Source organism: Marinobacter sp. AN1 (assembly GCF_026013985.1).
GTDB classification, from domain to species: Bacteria; Pseudomonadota; Gammaproteobacteria; order Pseudomonadales; family Oleiphilaceae; genus Marinobacter; species Marinobacter segnicrescens.
The window spans coordinates 85,921-105,018 of record NZ_CP110342.1 but is presented as its reverse complement, the minus strand read 5'-3'; the positions used below and the strand labels follow the sequence as shown (position 1 = coordinate 105,018).

Annotated in this window: 20 protein-coding genes and 1 pseudogene; 8 read left to right on the top strand and 13 right to left on the bottom strand. The window is 60.8% G+C overall.

The annotated features are described in order from the left end of the window. Nucleotides 1-74: 74 nt before the first annotated feature. Nucleotides 75-884: an ATP-grasp domain-containing protein gene (locus LJ360_RS00465; RefSeq protein ID WP_264994922.1), complete on the bottom strand. Its 810-nt coding sequence runs from the start codon at nucleotides 882-884 to the stop codon at nucleotides 75-77. A gap of 148 nt (nucleotides 885-1,032) precedes the next feature. On the opposite strand from LJ360_RS00465, the gene LJ360_RS00460 reads away from it, so the two are divergent. Then, a complete protein-coding gene (locus LJ360_RS00460) occupies nucleotides 1,033-1,401 on the top strand; it encodes a DUF6746 family protein (protein ID WP_091850621.1) in 369 nt (122 codons plus the stop codon). A gap of 389 nt (nucleotides 1,402-1,790) precedes the next feature. Here the strand turns inward: LJ360_RS00460 and LJ360_RS00455 are convergent, their stop codons facing one another. Next, nucleotides 1,791-2,765 (bottom strand): AraC family transcriptional regulator, encoded by a 975-nt coding sequence (locus LJ360_RS00455; RefSeq protein ID WP_264994921.1) that lies wholly within the window; start codon nucleotides 2,763-2,765, stop codon nucleotides 1,791-1,793. Nucleotides 2,766-2,863: 98 nt separating this feature from the next. On the opposite strand from LJ360_RS00455, the gene LJ360_RS00450 reads away from it, so the two are divergent. The 6 genes from LJ360_RS00450 (at nucleotide 2,864) to LJ360_RS00425 (ending at nucleotide 8,123) form a co-directional block, all read left to right on the top strand. After that, nucleotides 2,864-4,165, top strand: coding sequence for a flavin-containing monooxygenase (locus LJ360_RS00450; RefSeq protein WP_264994920.1), 1,302 nt, complete (start codon nucleotides 2,864-2,866; stop codon nucleotides 4,163-4,165). Nucleotides 4,166-4,171: 6 nt separating this feature from the next. Beyond that, entirely contained in the window at nucleotides 4,172-5,074 is a 903-nt protein-coding gene (locus tag LJ360_RS00445; RefSeq protein WP_091850627.1) for a bile acid:sodium symporter family protein, read from the top strand. 5 nt (nucleotides 5,075-5,079) lie between these two features. Beyond that, nucleotides 5,080-6,021 carry an SDR family oxidoreductase gene (locus tag LJ360_RS00440; protein ID WP_264994919.1) on the top strand — a complete coding sequence of 314 codons (942 nt, stop codon included), beginning with the start codon at nucleotides 5,080-5,082 and terminating at the stop codon, nucleotides 6,019-6,021. Continuing rightward, on the top strand, nucleotides 6,018-6,851 hold the full coding sequence (locus tag LJ360_RS00435) for an SDR family oxidoreductase (RefSeq protein ID WP_264994918.1): 834 nt from the start codon (nucleotides 6,018-6,020) through the stop codon (nucleotides 6,849-6,851). Before LJ360_RS00440 ends, LJ360_RS00435 begins: the two co-directional genes overlap by 4 nt. Then, nucleotides 6,848-7,579, top strand: coding sequence for a sulfite exporter TauE/SafE family protein (locus tag LJ360_RS00430; RefSeq protein WP_264994917.1), 732 nt, complete (start codon nucleotides 6,848-6,850; stop codon nucleotides 7,577-7,579). The genes LJ360_RS00435 and LJ360_RS00430 overlap by 4 nt, the downstream gene beginning before the upstream one ends. Nucleotides 7,580-7,715: 136 nt before the next feature. Next, complete coding sequence (locus tag LJ360_RS00425; RefSeq protein ID WP_091850635.1) at nucleotides 7,716-8,123, top strand: CBS domain-containing protein; 408 nt, start codon at nucleotides 7,716-7,718, stop codon at nucleotides 8,121-8,123. 143 nt (nucleotides 8,124-8,266) lie between these two features. Here LJ360_RS00425 and LJ360_RS00420 read toward each other — a convergent pair whose 3' ends face one another. From LJ360_RS00420 to LJ360_RS00370, 11 genes and pseudogenes are all read right to left on the bottom strand, one after another. Next, nucleotides 8,267-8,995, bottom strand: coding sequence for a hypothetical protein (locus LJ360_RS00420; protein WP_264994916.1), 729 nt, complete (start codon nucleotides 8,993-8,995; stop codon nucleotides 8,267-8,269). Nucleotides 8,996-9,002: 7 nt separating this feature from the next. Beyond that, nucleotides 9,003-9,464 carry a DUF5675 family protein gene (locus LJ360_RS00415; protein WP_264994915.1) on the bottom strand — a complete coding sequence of 154 codons (462 nt, stop codon included), beginning with the start codon at nucleotides 9,462-9,464 and terminating at the stop codon, nucleotides 9,003-9,005. Between the two features lie 296 nt (nucleotides 9,465-9,760). Then, complete coding sequence (locus LJ360_RS00410) at nucleotides 9,761-10,471, bottom strand: aspartate/glutamate racemase family protein (RefSeq protein WP_264994914.1); 711 nt, start codon at nucleotides 10,469-10,471, stop codon at nucleotides 9,761-9,763. A 74-nt stretch (nucleotides 10,472-10,545) separates the two neighbouring features. Further along, nucleotides 10,546-13,028 (bottom strand): annotated as a pseudogene (gene hrpB, locus LJ360_RS00405) (ATP-dependent helicase HrpB). 36 nt (nucleotides 13,029-13,064) lie between these two features. Then, a complete protein-coding gene (locus LJ360_RS00400; protein WP_264994913.1) occupies nucleotides 13,065-14,267 on the bottom strand; it encodes a YbfB/YjiJ family MFS transporter in 1,203 nt (400 codons plus the stop codon). Nucleotides 14,268-14,302: 35 nt separating this feature from the next. After that, on the bottom strand, nucleotides 14,303-14,602 hold the full coding sequence (locus LJ360_RS00395; RefSeq protein WP_091850642.1) for a putative quinol monooxygenase: 300 nt from the start codon (nucleotides 14,600-14,602) through the stop codon (nucleotides 14,303-14,305). Between the two features lie 51 nt (nucleotides 14,603-14,653). Next, entirely contained in the window at nucleotides 14,654-15,316 is a 663-nt protein-coding gene (locus LJ360_RS00390; protein ID WP_091850644.1) for an SCO family protein, read from the bottom strand. 51 nt (nucleotides 15,317-15,367) lie between these two features. Continuing rightward, complete coding sequence (cyoE, locus tag LJ360_RS00385; RefSeq protein WP_264994912.1) at nucleotides 15,368-16,279, bottom strand: heme o synthase; 912 nt, start codon at nucleotides 16,277-16,279, stop codon at nucleotides 15,368-15,370. After that, entirely contained in the window at nucleotides 16,276-17,325 is a 1,050-nt protein-coding gene (locus LJ360_RS00380) for a COX15/CtaA family protein (RefSeq protein WP_264996078.1), read from the bottom strand. The genes cyoE and LJ360_RS00380 overlap by 4 nt, the downstream gene beginning before the upstream one ends. Before the next feature lie 104 nt (nucleotides 17,326-17,429). Beyond that, entirely contained in the window at nucleotides 17,430-18,065 is a 636-nt protein-coding gene (locus tag LJ360_RS00375) for a hypothetical protein (RefSeq protein WP_091850650.1), read from the bottom strand. Next, nucleotides 18,066-18,791, bottom strand: a complete 726-nt coding sequence (locus tag LJ360_RS00370) for an SURF1 family protein (protein WP_091850652.1) — start codon at nucleotides 18,789-18,791, stop codon at nucleotides 18,066-18,068. A 74-nt stretch (nucleotides 18,792-18,865) separates the two neighbouring features. Here LJ360_RS00370 and LJ360_RS00365 point away from each other — a divergent pair, with 74 nt between their 5' ends. Next, nucleotides 18,866-19,078 (top strand): twin transmembrane helix small protein, encoded by a 213-nt coding sequence (locus LJ360_RS00365; protein ID WP_091850654.1) that lies wholly within the window; start codon nucleotides 18,866-18,868, stop codon nucleotides 19,076-19,078. The last annotated feature ends 20 nt before the right edge of the window (nucleotides 19,079-19,098 follow it).

Sequence of the window (19,098 nt, the reverse complement as noted above, 5' to 3'; positions counted from 1 at the left end):
GTAATTTGCGCGATCATCGAGCTTTTTCAGATACCCGGATATGAGCAGAAGTACCCATAACCGAAGGTGTTAATTCACACGGCAACCGGCCACAAAGGCGCTGGCCCATCCGGGTCTTCCGGCGCACTCTTGCTACGCAGGTAACCCAGAATGGCGTCTTTCAGCTCAGAACCCTGCCCAAGCCCCTGATTGCCGAATAACCTGTTGAATTCGAGCACGTAGGGATAGCCCTCAACCAGGGCAATATCAAAACCCGCATGGTCCACACCCAGCCTCTGGGCCAGTCGTAACGCCAGGTCCGTAACAACCGCCGGCACCGGCGCATTATCAATGCCCCCGCCACGGGCCACATTGTTATAAAACCCCTGCTCCGCCTGGGTCCGCCAATAGGCAGTCACCACCTGGTCACCGACAACCACTACCCGCACATCCCGGTCGATCGGCAGGTATTCCTGCACATACAGCACCGGCGTCTTCTCGCAGTAAGAAAGCCAATCCTTGCGGGATTCAATCAGCCACACGCCTTCACCCATGGAAGCCTTTGGTAGCTTGGCGACAAATGGCAGCGGCATGGTGTTCCAGATCTGGTCACGTTCTTCCGGGCCGTTGGCCTCGATAAGGGTCCAGGGGGTGTGCTCGGGCGCCACCGTCTGGAACGCCCGGGTCATCTCCACCTTGTCATGGCCAATGCGGTAGCTCGCCTCACTGGGGAAAACCCGGCAGCCCAGGCCGTAGACCAGCGCGTTCAATTGCCAATACTCCGGAAACAATACCCAGTCCGCATCCTGCAACAGCGGTTTATGGTTCAGGAACTGTGCTGGCTTGAGCACAGTGGTATCTGGGAAGCCGAGGGTTCGGAAAATATCAAAGGAAACCAGGTGCATGGGACCAGGGCACTCGAATGGAAAGTGTGCATTTTATGCGCAACCCGGGAACTGGCAAGAATTATTTACTGAAGCTTGATCTGCGTCATTTAATAGGACTATGATGCGGATGATAATGCTTATCACTTAATAAACGGAGATGAATTCCATGAAAACCCTGATCCAATGCACCACCCTGACCGCCGCCCTGGCTTTCTCTGGCCTGGCTGTTGCCACTGACGTTGAACACTTCGAAGGCAAGGACTCCAATACATTGCCGGAAGCTGTCGCCAACTTCTCTGAGTACAATGACAAGTTGGAGGCGGTTCTGGACGGCGAGCTGACGCCGGAGGCCATGAATGAGGTTCACCAGCTGACCTATACCCTGGAGAAAGCCATTGCCAAAATGAGTGAGGAGCTGGATAACCTGGCGGTGACCCTGGAGGAAGTGCACCTGGCTTCCGAGAGTGCCGACGGTGACACGGTATCTGAGCAGGGCGCTGCCTATCTGGAGAAGTCCCGGCAGTTGGTGAAGTAATTCTCAGGCCAGTGGCCAGCGTAGGTAGCCGGATTGGCTCGGAGTCTGGCGGCAGGGTGAGGGGGTATTTTCTTCGCCGCAATTCACGGTCCATCCCTGGACCGGCCTTGCTCCGCGCCATCCCTGGCGCTGCTACGAAAATACCCCCTCACCCCACCGCCGACGATTTACTCGGTAGTCCGCCAGAAAAAACAGTCAGCGCCTTGCCTCGATATCAGAAATATCTCTTACGTCGATAACACGGAGGTGCTGGAAGGTCTTTTTAGAGCAGGGCCATGGATGGCCCGAAGCAAGGCCGGCCCAGGGATGGGCCGTGAATTGCGGCGGCAAAAAGACCTTCCAGCACCTGCGTGCAGGCACCCAACCAAGCAGGCTACAATAATCCAGCACTAATCGAGCAAAGAAGAACGAAACCGGGAAGGACTAACCCCCTCCCACCGCCGAAAAGCCCGCGAAAAAGCCGCCTCCTCAGAAAAACCAAGTTGCTCGGAAACCGAAGTCACCGAGCCCCCCGACCGAAGCAATCCAACCGCCAGCCGATGCAATTCCCGCTCGCGCAAAACCTTGAAGGAAAGCCCCTCCTCGGCGAGCAACCGGGTCAAGTGCCGCCCGCTCATATGTAGGTCCGACGCAACCCGCTCCTTGCCCCAGCCGGGATGCTGCCGGACCAGCTGACTCACCTGACCACTCAGACTCTGATGACCAAGCGCCTCCAGCGTATGATCCGCCAGCTGCCGCAAATGGTCCCGCAGGGCGCTGTTGGCCTGGATCAGCGGCAGCTGCCCCTGGTCCCGATGGAACTGCAGACAGTTACGACCAGCGCCGAACGCCACCGCCATACCCAATCGCTCACGATAGACTGACTCACCGACCTCCGGCTCATGGGCAAACAGGAGGGTTTCAGGCATAAAGGCCTCCCCCGTTGCCCAACCGGCCAACCGCACCAGCGACGCCATAACGGCTTCAACCCGCTCGGCCACCCGCACCCGGAATTCCGGGTGATAACACAGCAACAGCTGCTCCCCTTCCTCCGACAATGAAAACTCGCCACCATCGCCCACCACCGGCGCATACTCCACCAGTGCCTCCAGGCCATCCCGCAAGGTATCGCAGCTGACCAGCAGCATGCCGGCGCTGTCCAGATGCCCAACCTGCAAACCCAGACCAATATCGAGGCCCGCCAGCGGATCATTGGCCTGGCGGCAGTACTCCTCCCACAGCTGATCCTGCACCGCCAGCGGCACCCGTTGACCTGGCACCACCTCACAGGTAATAGATTCCGGCAGGGTAAGTCCACGGCGTTGGGCCGCCTGCAGGATCGCCTGGGCATAGAGGTGGGTTACACTGGGGGAGGTTCCGATCATGGCCCGAATTGTCGTGGTTTGTGTCCCGTCCGGTCAGGAAAACCGGCGCATCAAATCGTAAGATACGGGATCATAACAACAAAATCAGGAAAACCATCATGTATGCAGTGATCGGCGCCGGCCCCATGGGCCTGGCCTGTGCCCGCAACCTTCAGAAGCAGGGTATTCCCTTTACCGGATTCGAGCTCCACAACGATGTGGGGGGCCTGTGGGACATCGATAACCCCCACAGCACGATGTACGACACCGCCCACCTGATTTCGTCCAAGCGGATGACGGAGTTCACCGAGTTTCCCATGAAAGATTCGGTGGCCCAGTATCCCAGCCACCACGAGCTGAAAACCTACTTCCGGGACTTCGTGGACCATTTCGGCCTGCGGGAGCATTACGAGTTCAATACCCGGGTCATCAACGTCGAGCCCGATGGCGACCAGTGGCGGGTGACCACCGAGCGGGATGGCCAGCAACAGACCCGGGCCTTTGACGGGGTGATGATCGCCAACGGCACCCTGCATACCCCCAACAGGCCGGAGCTGCCCGGTGACTTTGCCGGCACGGTGATGCATTCCGCCGACTACCGTAATCCGGAGGTATTCCGGGACAAGCGGGTGCTGGTGGTGGGCTGTGGTAACTCGGGGGCGGATATCGCCGTGGATGCAGTGCACCATGCCCGCTCCGTGGATATGAGTCTGCGCCGGGGCTATTACTTCCTGCCCAAGTTTCTCAAGGGCAAGCCCATTGACACCATCGGCGGCAAGCTGAAACTGCCCCGGCCCATCAAGCAGCGTATGGACGCCCTGCTGATCCGTATGGTGATGGGCAAGCCGTCCGACTATGGCCTGCCGGACCCGGACTACCGCATGTACGAGTCCCACCCGGTCATCAACTCGCTGGTACTCCACCACCTGGGCCATGGCGATATTCGCCCACGGCGCTCCATTGACCGCATCGAGGGGCACACGGTGCACTTCAGCGACGGCGAGTCCGGGGACTATGACCTGATCCTGATGGCCACCGGCTATTTGCTGGACTACCCGTTCATCGACCGCAAGCACCTCAACTGGCCGAAGAACGAGGACGCGCCCCGGCTGTACCTGAACATGATGCACCCGGACTACGACAACCTGTTCCTGATGGGCATGATCGAGGCCACCGGCCTGGGCTGGGAAGGCCGTAACCAGCAGGCGCGGCTGGCTACCCTGTTCATCCGTGAACAGCAGAAAGGGTCGACAGCGGCCGGTGCCCTGCGCCAGAAAAAGAAAACCCATGCCGGTGAACGGCTGGATGGCGGCTATAACTACATCAAGCTGGCCCGCATGGCCTACTATGTGAACAAGGACGCCTACCTGGACAGCCTCGCCAGCCATATCGCGGACCTTGAACCCGGCAGCAAGGGGTAAGCGGTCATGACGGTGCAGTTCGACCCCGCCAGCCTGATCACCCTGAACGTTATCCTCGCATTGATGATGTTCGGGGTGTCGCTCAACCTCAGACCCGCGGACTTCCAACGGGTACTGACTATCCCCCGCGCACCGGTGGCCGGGCTGATCGCCCAGTTCCTGCTGCTGCCACTGGGCACCTGCCTGTTTACCTGGGTTTTCCGCATCGACCCGGAGCTGGCCCTGGGCATGATCCTGGTGGCCTCCTGCCCCGGCGGCAGCTTCTCCAACATCATGACCTGGCTGGGCAAGGGCAGTGTGGCGGTATCGGTGAGCATGACCGCGGTCTCCAGCCTGGCGGCGACGGTGATGACGCCATTCAACTTTGCCCTGTATGGCTGGCTCAACCCCCATACCCGGGCCTACCTGCAGGAAATCGCCATCGAACCCGGCAATATCCTGCTGCTGGTATTGCTGGTACTGGCCCTGCCACTGATACTGGGCATGGTCACTGGTGGGCGCTTTCCCAAACTGGCGGTACGCAGCGAAAAGCCCCTGCGCCTTATCTCGCTGTTGATCTTCCTGGCCTTTGTGGCCATCGCTTTCCTGAACAACGTCGAACTGTTCCTGGCCCGATTCCACACCTTCTTCTGGTTGGTGGTGGGGCATAACCTGCTGGCCCTGGGGCTGGGCTACGCCATGGCCCGGCTGATGAAGCTGTCGGTCCCGGACCAGCGGGCAGTCACCATGGAAGTCGGTATCCAGAACTCCGGTCTGGGACTGGTCATCCTGTTTACCTTTTTCCCGGATGCCGGCGGCATGATGCTGATTACCGCCTTCTGGGGCGTCTGGCACCTGGTTTCCGGGCTGACCCTGTCGCAGATCTGGGCCCGCCGGCCCATTCCCCATCCAACAGAACAAGCAATCTGACCCCCATGACCCAGGAAAAACGCATTCTCATCACCGGCGCCGCCGGCTACATTGGTCACCAGCTGGGCAACCGGCTGGCGAAGGACTATTTCGTCTTCGGCACCGACATCAACAAGCGGGACGGCCTCACGTTTCCCCTGGAAGTGCTGGACGTGCGCGACAACAACCTGGTGCTGACCCTGGCGGAATACCGCATCACCCATGTAATACACCTGGCCTCGGTACTCCAGGCGTCCCCGGACCGGCAGCGGGACTACGACATCGACGTCAACGGTACCCGCAACGTGCTGGAAGCCTGTGTCGCAGCGAAGGTAAAGCACATCACCGTCACCAGTTCCGGTGCCGCCTACGGCTACCACCCGGACAACCCGGCCTGGATCGACGAGGATGACCCGCTACGAGGCAACCCGGAGTTTGCCTATTCGGACCATAAACGCCAGGTGGAGGAGCTGCTGGAGAAATACCGGAACGAGCACCCGGAGCTGCAACAGCTGATCTTCCGGCCCGGTACGGTACTGGGGGCCGAAACCCGCAACCAGATTACCGGCCTGTTCCTGGCGCCCCGCCTACTGGCCATCCGCGGGAGTGACTCACCGTTCGTGTTTATCTGGGACCAGGACGTGATCGGCACCATGGAGCAGGGCATCCGTGAGGACAAAACCGGCCGCTACAACATGGCCGGCGATGGCGCCCTTACCATCCAGGAGATTGCCCGCAAGCTGGACAAGCCCCTGCTGACCCTCCCGGCCAGCGTGGTGAAGGCGGGCCTGCAGGTCGCCAAGTGGCTGGGCAAGCCGGTGGGGCCGGAACAGATCAACTTCCTTCGCTACCGCCCGGTGCTGAGCAATCGCCGGTTGAAGGAAGAATTCGGTTATCGGCTGCAGAAAACCTCGGCGGAGACCTTCGAATACTTCATCGAACAGGCGAGAAAGAAGGGGGATCTGTGACCGTTACCCTGATCACCGGCGCCGCCAGTGGCCTGGGCTGGGCCATGGCGCAACACTGGTACAAGGCCGGGCACTGCCTGGTACTGGCGGATATCGACGCCGAAGCACTGCTGCGCCGGCGGGATGAACTGGGCGACGACACCCGGGTGCATATTGTCACCGTGGACGTCACCCACACACCGGACCTGGAGCGACTGGTACGGGAAACCGAAGACGTGTACGGACGCCTGGACCTGCTCGTGAATAACGCTGGCATTACCCACCGTTCCCCGGCCGCGAGCACCCACCCGGGCGTATTCCGCAAGGTGATGGCTGTCGACTGGCAGGGGCCGGTGGAGCTGACCCAGCTGGCACTGCCACTGCTGGAACGCAGTAAGGGACAGATCGTGTGCATCGGTTCCATGGCCGGCTGGATGCCGGTACCGGGCCGGGCTGGCTACTGCGCCGCCAAGGGTGCCCTGACCCAGTTCTTCGAGGTGCTGCGACTGGAACTGGAACCCCGGGGTATACACCTGCTGATGGTCTACCCCAGTTTCCTGGACACGCCCATCGAGCAGAACGCCCTGGGAGCCGATGGCCGCAAGGCTACCCACGCCCGCTCCACCATCGGTGGGATGGGCAGCGCCGATGAGATGGCCCGGATGATCGATGGCGCCCTGGCCAGGCGTAAACGCTGGCTCCTGCCCGAGCCTGTCTCCCGCTTTGGCAGCCTGCTGTGGCGAATTGCACCGGCACTGTACCTCAGGGCCGTGCGCCGCAGATTCGCCGCTGACATTGCCGACAGCTCAGCTCCGCTGACTGACACCTCCAGCGGGAACCCGGCAACATGATCGACCCCTGGCTCTGGCTCGGCCTGGCCATCCTGCTGGCCTACACCATTGAAGCCATCACCGGTTTTGGCTCCATAGTGATCGCCCTGTCCCTGGGGGCCATAATGCTGCCTATCCCGGAGATGCTGCCAGTGCTGGTGCCGCTGAACGTGTTCATGAGTGGCTACCTCACCTGGAAGCACCGCCAGCACATCCACTGGCGACTGCTGGCCACACTGATCCTGCCATTGATGGTGGCCGGCACCCTGACCGGCTATGTGCTCACCCCCTGGCTGGGAGCCAGTATCCTCAAAGTGCTGTTTGGCGTCCTGGTAGTGTGGTTTGCCGGCAAGGAGCTGTGGCGTCTGTTCGGCGGCCATGTGGCGGAACCCCACGGCCTCATGACCAGCCGCATCATCACCTTCGGCGCAGGCATCACCCATGGCCTGTTTGCCTCCGGCGGCCCCTTGCTGGTCTATGCCCTGGCTGGCATACGGCTGGACAAGGGGCGCACCCGGGCCACCCTGCTGACGGTCTGGTTCACCCTGAACCTGACACTCAGCGTGCTCTATCTGTTCGACGGCAGCCTGGTAGCCAGTTCCGGTCGCCTGGTGTGGTACCTGCCGTTACTGGTCGTCGGGGTGTTGGTGGGGGAACTCCTCCATCACCGACTCAATGAAGAGCGGTTTCGGCAAGCGGTATACAGCGTGTTACTGGTCACCGGGTTACTGCTCATACTGCGGGCATAAAATTCCAAAAAGCTATCGAATTTCATCTACTCATAGCTTTAACGAATCAAAAGCATTGGAAAGCCCCATTGGGCATTGGACAGCGCCTTGAGGATACTGAGAGTCAGACGCATCAACTGATTCCCAGGAGGTACCCATGCGCACCGTAAAAGACCTGATGTCCAAGTGGACTCCCGCCCTCCACGAACGGGATTACCTGAGCCGTGCCGTGGACCAGATCCTCTCCAGTGGTCATACCGGCCTGCCGGTCGTGGACGATAACAACCGCCTGGTGGGGTTCCTGTCTGAGCAGGACTGCATCCGCTCGCTGGCCAGCAGCAGCTATCACTGCGACAACTGGGTCCGGATCAGCGATATCATGTCCCGCAACCCGGTATCGGTTACCCCGGAAATGTCAGAACTGGCCCTCGCCAACCTGTTCTCCGAGCAAAAGCCCAAGGTGTATCCGGTGGTGGACAAGAACGACCGCGTACTCGGCGTACTCACCCGTTCCCGGGTCATGGCCGCCCTGAACGACCAGCTAAAGGCCTGCCGGGTGGCCTAGTGTCCCGTCAGGCTACTTCATGAACCTACTGAGCTGCTGGACGCCTTGAGAGCCAGGCGCGAAGCTGGCAGACTGAGCCAATGTAGGCCGGGACAGAGAGCTGGCAAGGCTCCTGCTGGACCAGGGCGAATGTGTGAGGGTCGTTAAAAGTCCTGCCACCCATGATCACGGTAGTCAGGATTAACGGAGAATTCCCCAGCGCCAATATCCAGCTCAGGACGTGCAAAGGGAATACGATACTCGCCCCAGTTAACCGTAACCGGGTCTTTCTCTAAGTCGCGCTGCCAGACGCCGGCATACTGGTTATCTCCGTGGAGAAAGCGGACGTTGCCAATGTCGTTACGCTTGACCGAGCCGTCGTCCATCAGCATCCAGCTGACCCTGTTGCGTCCCGCCAGAGAGCCTTTACAGGGCTTATCGCCGGAAGTCTTAAGCTCATAGGAGCCGAAAAGCATTCCCTGACGCTTTATCCCCGCATCGCGATGCTTGTTGTCGACACCATAGTCCAGCTGTTTCAGGTCATGGCTACGTTCCGCCCTGATCAGACCATCCATTTCACAATAAACATCATCCACCCTCAGGTATCCCGAAACCCGAACAGCAGGGCGACCTTCCTTCTCTGGATGAAGCTCGGTAAAACCAATATGCAACCGGGTGTAATCAGGACCGATGTAGCCCAGAAATTCTCTTTCTGCCGAAATCAGTCCAGCAAAATCCCTTGCGGTCAGAAATGCAGGGTCGCGGGCTTCACCGAATCTCGCTTTCTCCTCTGACCCCATATCGAAATAAACCGGCACCCCTCTGGAATCCGCAAAGCCAGAAAGCGGTGTAAAAGCCAGACAAATTAACCAAAGCATTCCATACTTCATCATGGTCCTGTTAACCCTCCGATGGTTCGAAACAGTTCTCGATGACTATCGAGGCACCGCCCCTTATCCGGGCATTGTTCTGTGGTCCGCCGCCACCTTCAAAGCCGATCGACTTGACGTGATCCCGGATACGCTTCATGGCTGTACCGCTGTTCCACACGACGTCAGTCTCTCTCGTCAGCCCTGGAAGAAGGCAACCGTCGGTATCTCTCGGATAGTTTCCAATATGGATCAGTATCGCCCGCTCCTTCGGTACCTCGCTGTTATAGAGCTTGAGAACATTCTGAAAGGCTTCACCGATGTGCCAGCAAAGTTGGTAGGTTCCCTCGGGTACCCGCTTCCTCAGACCTGGCTCCAACGTATCGGGGCCCGGTCGTTCAAGCATATAGCCTTTGATGTTAGTGCCTTCGATTGCGTATTGCCCGATCGTGGACTGCTCCGTCTTCCATTTGCGCTTCAGCCGAATAAGCAAGACAAATCCCTCCTTGTTGTCTTGTAACCAAATACTCAGTGAGCTGAATAGTACGGCAGGCGGGAAAAGAGCGGGGTGTTTCTGAACGAATCTTAAGTCAAAAACCTACTTGTTCGAGAAAATAGTCACATTTTCAGCGCACAAGAAACCCAGAATTTCATGCCGCTATCATGACTCAACGGAATCAACCAGCGGTACGGCCAAACCGAACGCCTGCGGCTCCGTCCCGGAATCGTGCCGCGTCTGAACCAATGCCTGTTTTTCTGAACCTCAGATGTCAAAGCGCATCTTTTCCATCAGTGGCCCCGGTGATCAGTGCCATTCAGGGCATGCGCCACTGCCTGATGAGCATGAATTGCCGTGGTGTCGTAGAGCCTGACCGGGGTATCGGGTGCCTGGATCAGCAGCCCGATCTCGGTGCAGCCGAGGATGACGCCCTGGGCGCCCCGGTCAGTCAGGGAGGATACCACCTCCAGGTAGGCCTGCTTCGAGGCGGGCCGGATATCACCCAGGCACAGCTCCTCGTAGATGACCCGGTGAACCAGTTCCCGCTGGGCCTTATCCGGAACCAGCACCTCGATCCCCCGGGCCTCCAGTCGTTCACGGTAGAAAGCCTGTTCCATGGTAAACCCGGTTCCCAGCAAGCCGACCCGGGTTACGCCGTCACCCTGCAGAACATCTGCGGTCGCATCCGCGATGTGCAGCAAGGGCAGTTCCGAGGCCTGCTCAATCCTGGGCGCTACCTTGTGCATGGTATTGGTACAAAGCACGAGGAAGTCAGCGCCGGCCGAGCGCAGGGACCGGGCAGCCCCGGAGAGGATAGCGGCGGTGGCTTCCCAGTCACCCTGATGCTGGAGCGCCTCAATTTCCGCAAAGTCGACACTGTAGAGCACAAGCTGTGCGGAATGCAGCCCTCCGAGCTGTTCCCGGACTGCCTGGTTGATAAGCCGGTAATAGGTTTGGGTGGACTCCCAGCTCATACCGCCGATCAGGCCCATGGTTTTCATCTGAACGTCTCCTTGTTCTGTTATGCAGACAACCAACGTAGCAGAACACGCGGAATTTACTAAGGCCGACGCGGCTACCTGCCCGACTTTTTGGTCCCCATCTTCGCCTCCGCCGTCAGGGGATCTTCAGGCCAGGGATGTTTGGGGTAACGGCCACGCATTTCCTTGCGGACTTCCGGGTATACCTGCGTCCAGAAGTTCTTCAGGTCGGCTGTGACGGCAAGGGGTCGCTGGGCCGGCGACAGCAGGTGAATAACGACCGGGATGCGGCCATCGGCGAGCCTGGGGGTTTCCCTCCAGCCGAACAGGGCTTGCAGTTTTGCCGCCAGGACCGGGCCGTTCTCGGCGGTGTAATCCAGTCGCAGGTGCTGGCCGGTGGGGATCGCCAGGGTGGTGGGCAACACCCTGGACAGGCGCTGTTGCTGATCCCAGGACAACAGGGACTGCAGGGCATTGACGATCGGAAGCTGCTGCAAACCTTTCCAGTTGCGCACACCGGCAAGAAACGGCGCCAGCCATTGATCCAGCAGAACCAACAGGCCCTCATCGGAAACATCGGGCCATTGCTCTGGCTCCAGCCGTCGCATTTGCTGAACCCGGGCCTGCCATTGCCTGGCAGCCTCGTTCCAGGGCAGACTTCCGATGCCCTTCTGGCGCACGGCATTGAGCAGCCCTTGCTGAATCTGCTCCGGCCCCGGATCCGGCAGGGACTGCTCTGCCAGCACCAGTGCGCCCAGGCGGGTTACCCGACGGGCAACAACCGTGCCCCGCCTGTCATCCCATAAGGCTTCTTCAGTCGTTAGTATATGGGCCGCAAGGTCGGCTTCCAGGGTGGTGCGATCAGTAGCGGCGGCCAGGAAGACCTGGGCCTCCCGGGCCTGTCCGTCCAGGTCCGCGGCGACAATCCACTGCTGGCTGCCCAGGGCATCATCGTCAGCCAGGCGTGCCCCCCGACCATTGCTCAGCTGGTAACGGTTGGCATCACCGGTCCGCCGTCGACCAATCCGGTCCGGGTAAGCGAACGCCAACAGACGGCCGGCCGGCATGGCGTTGTCCTCGTCTTCCGCCTTCCTGTGTGGCAACAGGCGTTCCGCCGCTCGTCGAATGACATCCAGCCGGTTGCTGTCCAGCCCCGGTGCACGATAATAGCCGGCCAGCGCCTGTAGCCGGTACACAACATCTGCCCCGGCGCCGCGACCCAGTACATCGCGCTCTTCAAACAACGCAGCGAGGCGGGCAGCGGTTCTCGGGTACCCCAGCTCCCGGCCCTTCAAGACCATATGGGCCAGCCGCGGATGGATGCCAAGCTGCCGAGCCTGGCGACCATGGTCGGTAATGCCGCCATCTCCGTTCAACAGGTCCAGCCACTGCAACAGGTCTACTGCCTGCGCCCAATGGGCTTTCGGGGGCAGGTCCAGCCACTCCAGGTCGTCGGGGGCCCGGGCGCCCCACTGGGCCAGTTCCAGGGCCAGCGGTGCCAGGTCGGCTTCGAGGATTTCCGGCGGCGTGTAATCCGCCAGGCTGTGCTGTTCCGTCTCACTCCACAAGCGGAGGCACACACCAGGCTCGATACGTCCGGCGCGGCCCCGGCGTTGCTCTGCCGCAGCGCGGGAAACCCGCCCCGTCACCAGGCGGGTCATGCCGCTGTTGGGGTCGAAGACAGCCCGACGGGCCTGGCCAGCGTCGACCACTACCCGAACACCCTCAATGGTCAGGCTGGTTTCGGCAATGGCAGTGGCCAGCACCACCTTGCGCTGGCCCTCCGGAGCCGGCTCGATGGCCTGGTCCTGGGCATCTCCTTTCAGATTACCGTATAGGGGCGCGAGCCGTGTGTCGGCTGGCAGGTGAGGCCTGAGCAACTGTTCCACCTTGCGGATTTCACCGGCGCCCGGGAGAAAGACCAGGATCGAACCGGGTTGTTCGGCCAGGGCCTCCCGGATCACCGTGACCACGTGGTCCAGCAAGCGGGGCGGGCGCCCTGCCAGCGTCCTGGGGGGACGATAATACACCTCAACCGGGAAGGCCCGGCCCTCGCTCGATACCACCGGGGCATCCCCCAGCATACTGGCCAGCGGTCCTGTGTCCAGGGTGGCGGACATGACCAGTACTCGCAGATCCGGCCGCAACACCTGCTGGGTTTCCCGTACCAGTGCAAGGCCAAGGTCCGCCTGGAGGGAACGCTCGTGGAATTCATCGAACAGGATGGCGGCGTAGTCCTCCAGCAACGAATCGCCCTGGATCAGCCGGGTGAGAATACCTTCGGTCACTACTTCAATAATGGTGTCAGCGCCGATTCGCGAGTCCAGGCGGGTGCGATAGCCGACGGTCTGCCCGGGCTTCTCGGCCAGCTGCCGGGCCATGTAGCCGGCAGCAGAGCGGGCCGCAAGGCGACGCGGCTCCAGCATCAGGATCTTGCGGCCATCCCGCCAGGAGGCGTCTTTCAGGGCCAAGGGAACCCGCGTGGTCTTGCCGGCCCCCGGGGTGCCTGCAGCAGCACCGTGGTGTGCTGGTCCAGCTCGCGGATCAGTTCGGGCAGGGCCTGTTCGATGGGTAGCATGGCGTTCAACCTGGCAGGTGCGAGCCAGCGTCGCCGTCAACGGGCATGCCAGTCCTCCGGCCGGGGCACAAACAGCGCCAGCAGGAGCCCCCATCCCAGCGCTACCGCCCCCAGGGTAAAGGCGCCCACCAGGGTGCCACCAGCATCCAGCCACTGGCGGGTCAGCCAGGGGCCAGCCATCTGGGTCACGCTGTACAATGCGACCATCGCAGCTGAGAGTCTCGGCCCCTGATGGGGGTGCAGGGCACGGCCAATGCGCTGGGTAAGCAGCACGGTGCCCACAAAGGTACTTCCCACCAGCAGTGCACAAAGCACAATACCCAGCGGTCCGGGCCAGACCACCACCGCCAGGGCACCCAGGAACTGGATCAGGTAGTTGAGTCGCAGGGCCGGTAAGTCACCGAAGCGGGACCCCAGGAAACTCCAGATAATGGGCGTGGGTATGGTCACCACAGCCACCAGTAACCAGGACCCGTCCACCAGCCAGTGACCATCGGGCAACTGGGTCTTGGTCAGCAGGGGCAGGAAGGTCATGGGCAGGATATAGCCCAGGCCAGCGCCAGCGTAGGAAAAGAACAGGGGGATGCTGGCCCGGTCCAGCAAGGGCCCTTTATCCGCATAGGAACCATCATCCCGCTGGATACGGGCCGGCACATCCAGCCCGACCAGTCGCCAGGTGGCCCAGAGCGCCAGCGGAATGGACAACAGCGCAGCCGGCCACCAGCGGGCCGGGCCAGAGAGCATGTCTGCAGTGCCGGAGACCAGGAAGCTGGACACCAACAAGCCCACACCCACGCCCACATACACCAGGCCACTGGCACCGGTACGGTTACGTCGCACCAGCCATTCCAGGATCAGTGCCGGCGCCTGCACAAACACCACGCCATTGGCAATTCCATTGATCAACCGCAGGCCGGACAGCGCGGCCACAGGCTCCACCTGGGTCTGGGCGAGCGTCGTGAGCACGTGAACACCCATGGCGACAGGCAGGGAGATGCGGATCTGGTCAGGGCGGTACCATCGAACCGCCAGCAGGGCACCGATGAGATAGCCCAGGTAGTTCCAGGTGGCGACGGACGCGCCTTCGCTGGCGGTCAGCTGGCCATCGCCGACAAGGTAAGGCAGCAGGGGCGTATAGATAAAGCGGCCCAGGGCGTGGACCACCAGCAGGATAGTGGCACCGGCCAGCACGACCGACATGAGCTGCCTGGCGTCCGAGGCTGGCCGATGATCTGTCATTGTTACTCCAGGGGATAATTCCGGTACAGGTGCGGTTACTTAACGTCAACCTTGGCCGGGGTAATGTACTCGATCCGGGGAGGTCCTGCCAGGCAGCCGGCGGCGACCTTGCCAAAGGCCTTCATGTGATCACTCTTGCCATGGGGCCCCAGGTGTTCTGCGGATTCCCATAGTTCGAGGAATACCAGGCGATTGGGATCGGACAGGCTGGTATGCAGCTCGTACTCGACACAGCCGGGCTCTTTCAGGGTGGCTTCGATGCAGGGCTTGGCCGCTTCAATCAGGGTTTCGCGCTGATCGGGTTTGACGTTCAGAATGGCACGTACGTATAGCATGGTTTTCCTCAGGTATGGTGCGCCCGTCCGGGCGTTCTTGTTACAGGACCCTCAGCCAGACCGCGCCTGGTTCTGTCGGGTCCACTCGTAGATTTGCCGGTAGGCCTTTACCAGTTTATCGGGATCGTGGGGCGGCTGGATAACGGCTGCCATGCGACCATCCGGGTTGATCAGCGCCAGGTGGCCGCTGTGGTCGACCAGGTTGTTGCCATTGCCATCATCCCGGTGAACAAAAACAGCACCTACGCTTTTTGCCAGCGCCCGCAGCACATCAATATCGCCGGTCAGGCCATGAAAATCGTCACCGAAAAAGCCGAGGTAATCCCGCAACTGTTCGGGTGTATCCCGTTCCGGGTCTGCGCTTACCAGCAGGTAGTCCGGCTGGGGCAGTTCTGCCGGCATGCGGCTGTCAGCCTGACGCAGGGTGGCCATGGTGGCAGGGCAGATATCCGGGCAATGGGTATAGCCTACAAACACGAAGGTCCAGCGGCCACGCAGGTCCTGGCGGGTCATTTCCTCACCTTGTTCACTGGTCAGGGTGAACTCTGTCAGCTCCCGGGGCTCTTCGTAGACAAAGGTATTCATGGCACTGAGGTCAGGCGCAGGCTCCGGCTCCCGGGCCTGCATGCTCATCTGCTGATAGATGACGAGTGAGAAAATAGCGGCAACAACAAGCAGAAGCAGCACCAGCGTGCGCCGGACCGAGCGAGTCATGAAATCTCCTGTCAGTGGTCACGAGCGGCCCCTGAAAGGGCCGCAGGAACATCAGAAATAGAAAAAGTGGTCGACCAGCAACACCACGAACAGGGCCATCAGATAGGTTATGGAGTATTTGAAGGTTGCCAGCGCGACACGCCGGTCGTCGCCCCTGAGCAGACGTACCGAGTACTGGAGGAAGCGTAACCCAAGTGCGGTAGCACCTGCCAGATAGATCCAGCCCGACATGCCTGTGGCAAAAGGTAGCAGGGTTACTGCCAGCAGCATGAAGGTGTAAAGCAGTATATGCAGCTCGGTATACCGGTTGCCATGGGTCACCGGCAGCATCGGAATACCTGCCTTGGCGTACTCCTCCTTGCGGTGGATGGCCAGGGCCCAGAAATGGGGTGGGGTCCAGGCGAAGATAATCAGCACCAGCAGCAGCGCATGGCCTTCGACCTGGTTGGTCACAGCAGTCCAGCCCAGCAAAGGTGGCATAGCGCCGGCAAGGCCACCAATGACGATGTTCTGGGGCGTGGCCCGCTTGAGGAAGAGGGTATAGACGCCGGCATAGCCCACCAGCGAGGCCAGCGTGAGCCAGGCGGTCAGGGCATTGACCTGCCACATCAGGATCATCATGCCTGCCAGCGCCAACACCGTGGCGAACAGCAACGCGTCCAGCTGGCTGACCCGGCCGGTGGCCACTGGCCGGCGGCGTGTACGGGCCATGACGGTATCGATCTTCTGGTCCACCACGTGGTTCACCACGGCCGCCGCTCCGGCCAGCAGGGCAATACCCAGGTTACCAAAGACAAGCACATCCCACCCCGGCACCCCGGGCGCGGCAAGCAACATGCCGATCACCGCCGTCAGGATCATCAGCGCAACCACACGGGGCTTGGTCAGCTCCAGGAAGTCACGCCAGGAAACCGACCGGGTTGTGGTCGGGCGGGCCGTAAGGGCCTTGGCCTGGTCAGTCATGCGGGTACCTCGCGATTTGTTGTTGTTTGCACCGGTTCTGCGACCGGCTGGCGTGCATATCCGTGAACCTGCCATAGCATGTGGATCACGGTCAGTAACAGCCCGGCGCCCATGGCGTTATGGGCCACGGCCACCGACAGCGGAATATGAAAAACGACATTGGCAATGCCGAGGCCAATCTGCATGACAAGCGCCCCGGCGGTCAAGAGCACCATGGACTGTGCCGGTGTGTTCCGGGTATGGCGCCAGAGGGCAAGCAAAAGCAATACAAAGTAGGCCAGCACAATCACGGCACCGAGGCGGTGGGTTACGTGGATGGCAATCCGTCCGTCAGCGGTAAGCTGGCCGCCGAGGTAGTTGGGGCCAATAGTTTGCAGCAGGTCAAAGCCATGGCGGAAGTCCATATTCTCTGGCCACCACTGGCCCTGACAGGTGGGCAGGTCGGTACAGGCCACGGCCGCATAGTTCGCGGCAGTCCATGCCCCGAGGGCAATCTGCAGGATAACCAGCGCCAGGGCACCATAGATAAAGGGTCTCAGTCGGGCTACCACACTGGCACGGTCTGCAGGAAGGGATTTACGGCGGCCCCGCAGGCGCAATGTCAGCAGGGTAAGCAGACTCAACGTGGTAAACCCTCCCAGCAGGTGCAGGGCGACCACCTTTGGCCACAACTGAAGGGTCACCGTCCACATGCCGAACAGGGCCTGCAACACGATGAAGCCGGCAATAAAGAGGGGCAGTTTTACCGGCACCCCTTCACGGCGATGCCTGACCGCAAAGGCCGCAATGCCAAACACGATAAGCCCCAGGGTACCGGCCGCATAGCGATGGATCATTTCGGGCCAGCCCTTGGACACGTCCACGGGGGATTCAGGAAAGCGGGCGTTGGCAACAGCGATACTGGACTCACTCTGGGGTACCGTCAGAAACCCATAACAGCCGGGCCAGTCAGGGCAACCCAGCCCCGCATCCACCAGCCGGGTCCACGCGCCCAGCATGACCACGACGATGGTAAAAAGAGTGGCAATCAGCGCCCAGCGTGCCATCACGCGGCGGGCCCTGCCTTGCGGTGTCCGGGTGTCTTGTTGTTGTTCTTGCACGATCCGTTACCTTGTCTGGTTGGCCCGGGGGACAGTGCCCGGCCAGGCGGCTAGCCTATCTGGGACAGTTTCATCAGATGCTTGAGGTCTTCAAGCATCTCCTTCCCGGTATGCCCGCTGTTGTAATGCATCATGACGTTACCGAACGGGTCTACCACCAGGATACCAGGGGCATCGGCAGGGTCAGACCGGGGCGGCCATGAAGGCCGGGCCCCTGGCGCTACCTGCAACCGTTCCATTGAACGGTATTCCGAGTGCCAGCGCTGCTGGAGCGCCGGGGGAACCTCGCCAAGCCAGGCAGCGCGTCCAACCCGATTGGCATGTTTCCCGAGGGCGATATTCACCTGGCGGGCAAGGTAGAGCAGTTGTTCACAGTCCTCACCACAGGTCTGCGCAGTCACGATCAGTAGCCATTTTGGCTCCTGCAGCTGGGGCCCGAACCGGTTTTCAAGAGGGGTGCCGTCAGCGTCCAGCAGATTCAGTTCGGCCACTGGAACGGCCGGCTGGATCAGCTCGCCGTGATTACTGCGTGTTTCCGGGTGGAGCCAGCCGGTGTAATACATGACGGTGGCGAAGATCATGGGGCCGAAACCAATGGCAAACAGAAGCAATGCGGTGCGGCGACCACGACGGACCTGTTCCGGAGTCGGCTCGGCTTCTTGTAGCTCGGCAGTGGTGTCAGTCATTCAGGACTCCTGCTTACGATAGCTCGCTATTATTGTCAGTATGATGAGCGCCGCTGCCAGGGAAAACCATTGCAGGGCATAACCATAGTGAGTCTGAGGTCCCATCATATCCGGTTCCCAGTCCGCCCGGAAGGCACCCGGTTGATTACTGTCATCCAGTTTCAGGATGTTATTTGCTATAGACGGCTCGATAACCGCTGCAAGCGCTTTCGGCAGCGCCTGTACCCGTTGCACCCCATTGCCCGAGGGCGACTCTGCCGCGGGCTCGCCGGCCAGCACCGGTGGCTCCGGATAGGCTGCGATACGTCCCAGTAACAAGACTTCTTCTTCCGGGGTGCTCACCTCCGGTAACTCTGACCGTTTTCGCTCGGCGGCTATCCAGCCCCTGTTGACGACCACCGGAGGCCCTTTCGCAGGCTGAAACAGGGTCAGTACCTCATAGCCGGGAACACCATCGCGAGTGCGGTTATCCAGCAGCCATGTAGTGGACCGATACCGGCCACTGACCGTGACAGGCTGCCCAGTCAGCGGGTCAGTCTCTGTCAGCGCGCTCCAGTCAACAGCACCCGCCGGGTCCTGCCACTGCGCAAGGAGCTGTTTTTTTTCACCGGCGCGGTCCAACTGCCACAAGCCGAGGCCAAGCAGAACCGGCAGAAAGGCGCCGGCAAAGAGCAACAGCCGCCAGTCGGGTGCCCACACCCGACGGCGGGATTCATGTTCGGACATGCTCTGTTATAGTCACAGGTTCATTGCCTTCATACAGACAATAATAAAGACCTTCCAAAGCGGGGACGAGGCTCATGCTTCTCAAAATCCTGATCGTGGTACTGATGCTGGCCGTAATCGTCAGTCTGTTCAGCGGTTTGTTCTTTCTGATCAGGGACGACGGAGGCCGACGGCGGGTGGTGAATTCGCTGGCGGTCAGGGTGGCACTCAGCGTACTGCTGCTAGCCGTTATCCTGCTCGCACTCTGGCAGGGCGGGCTGGATCTGAACCCCACGCCCTATCACTGAATTGCCACTGGGCGCCTGGG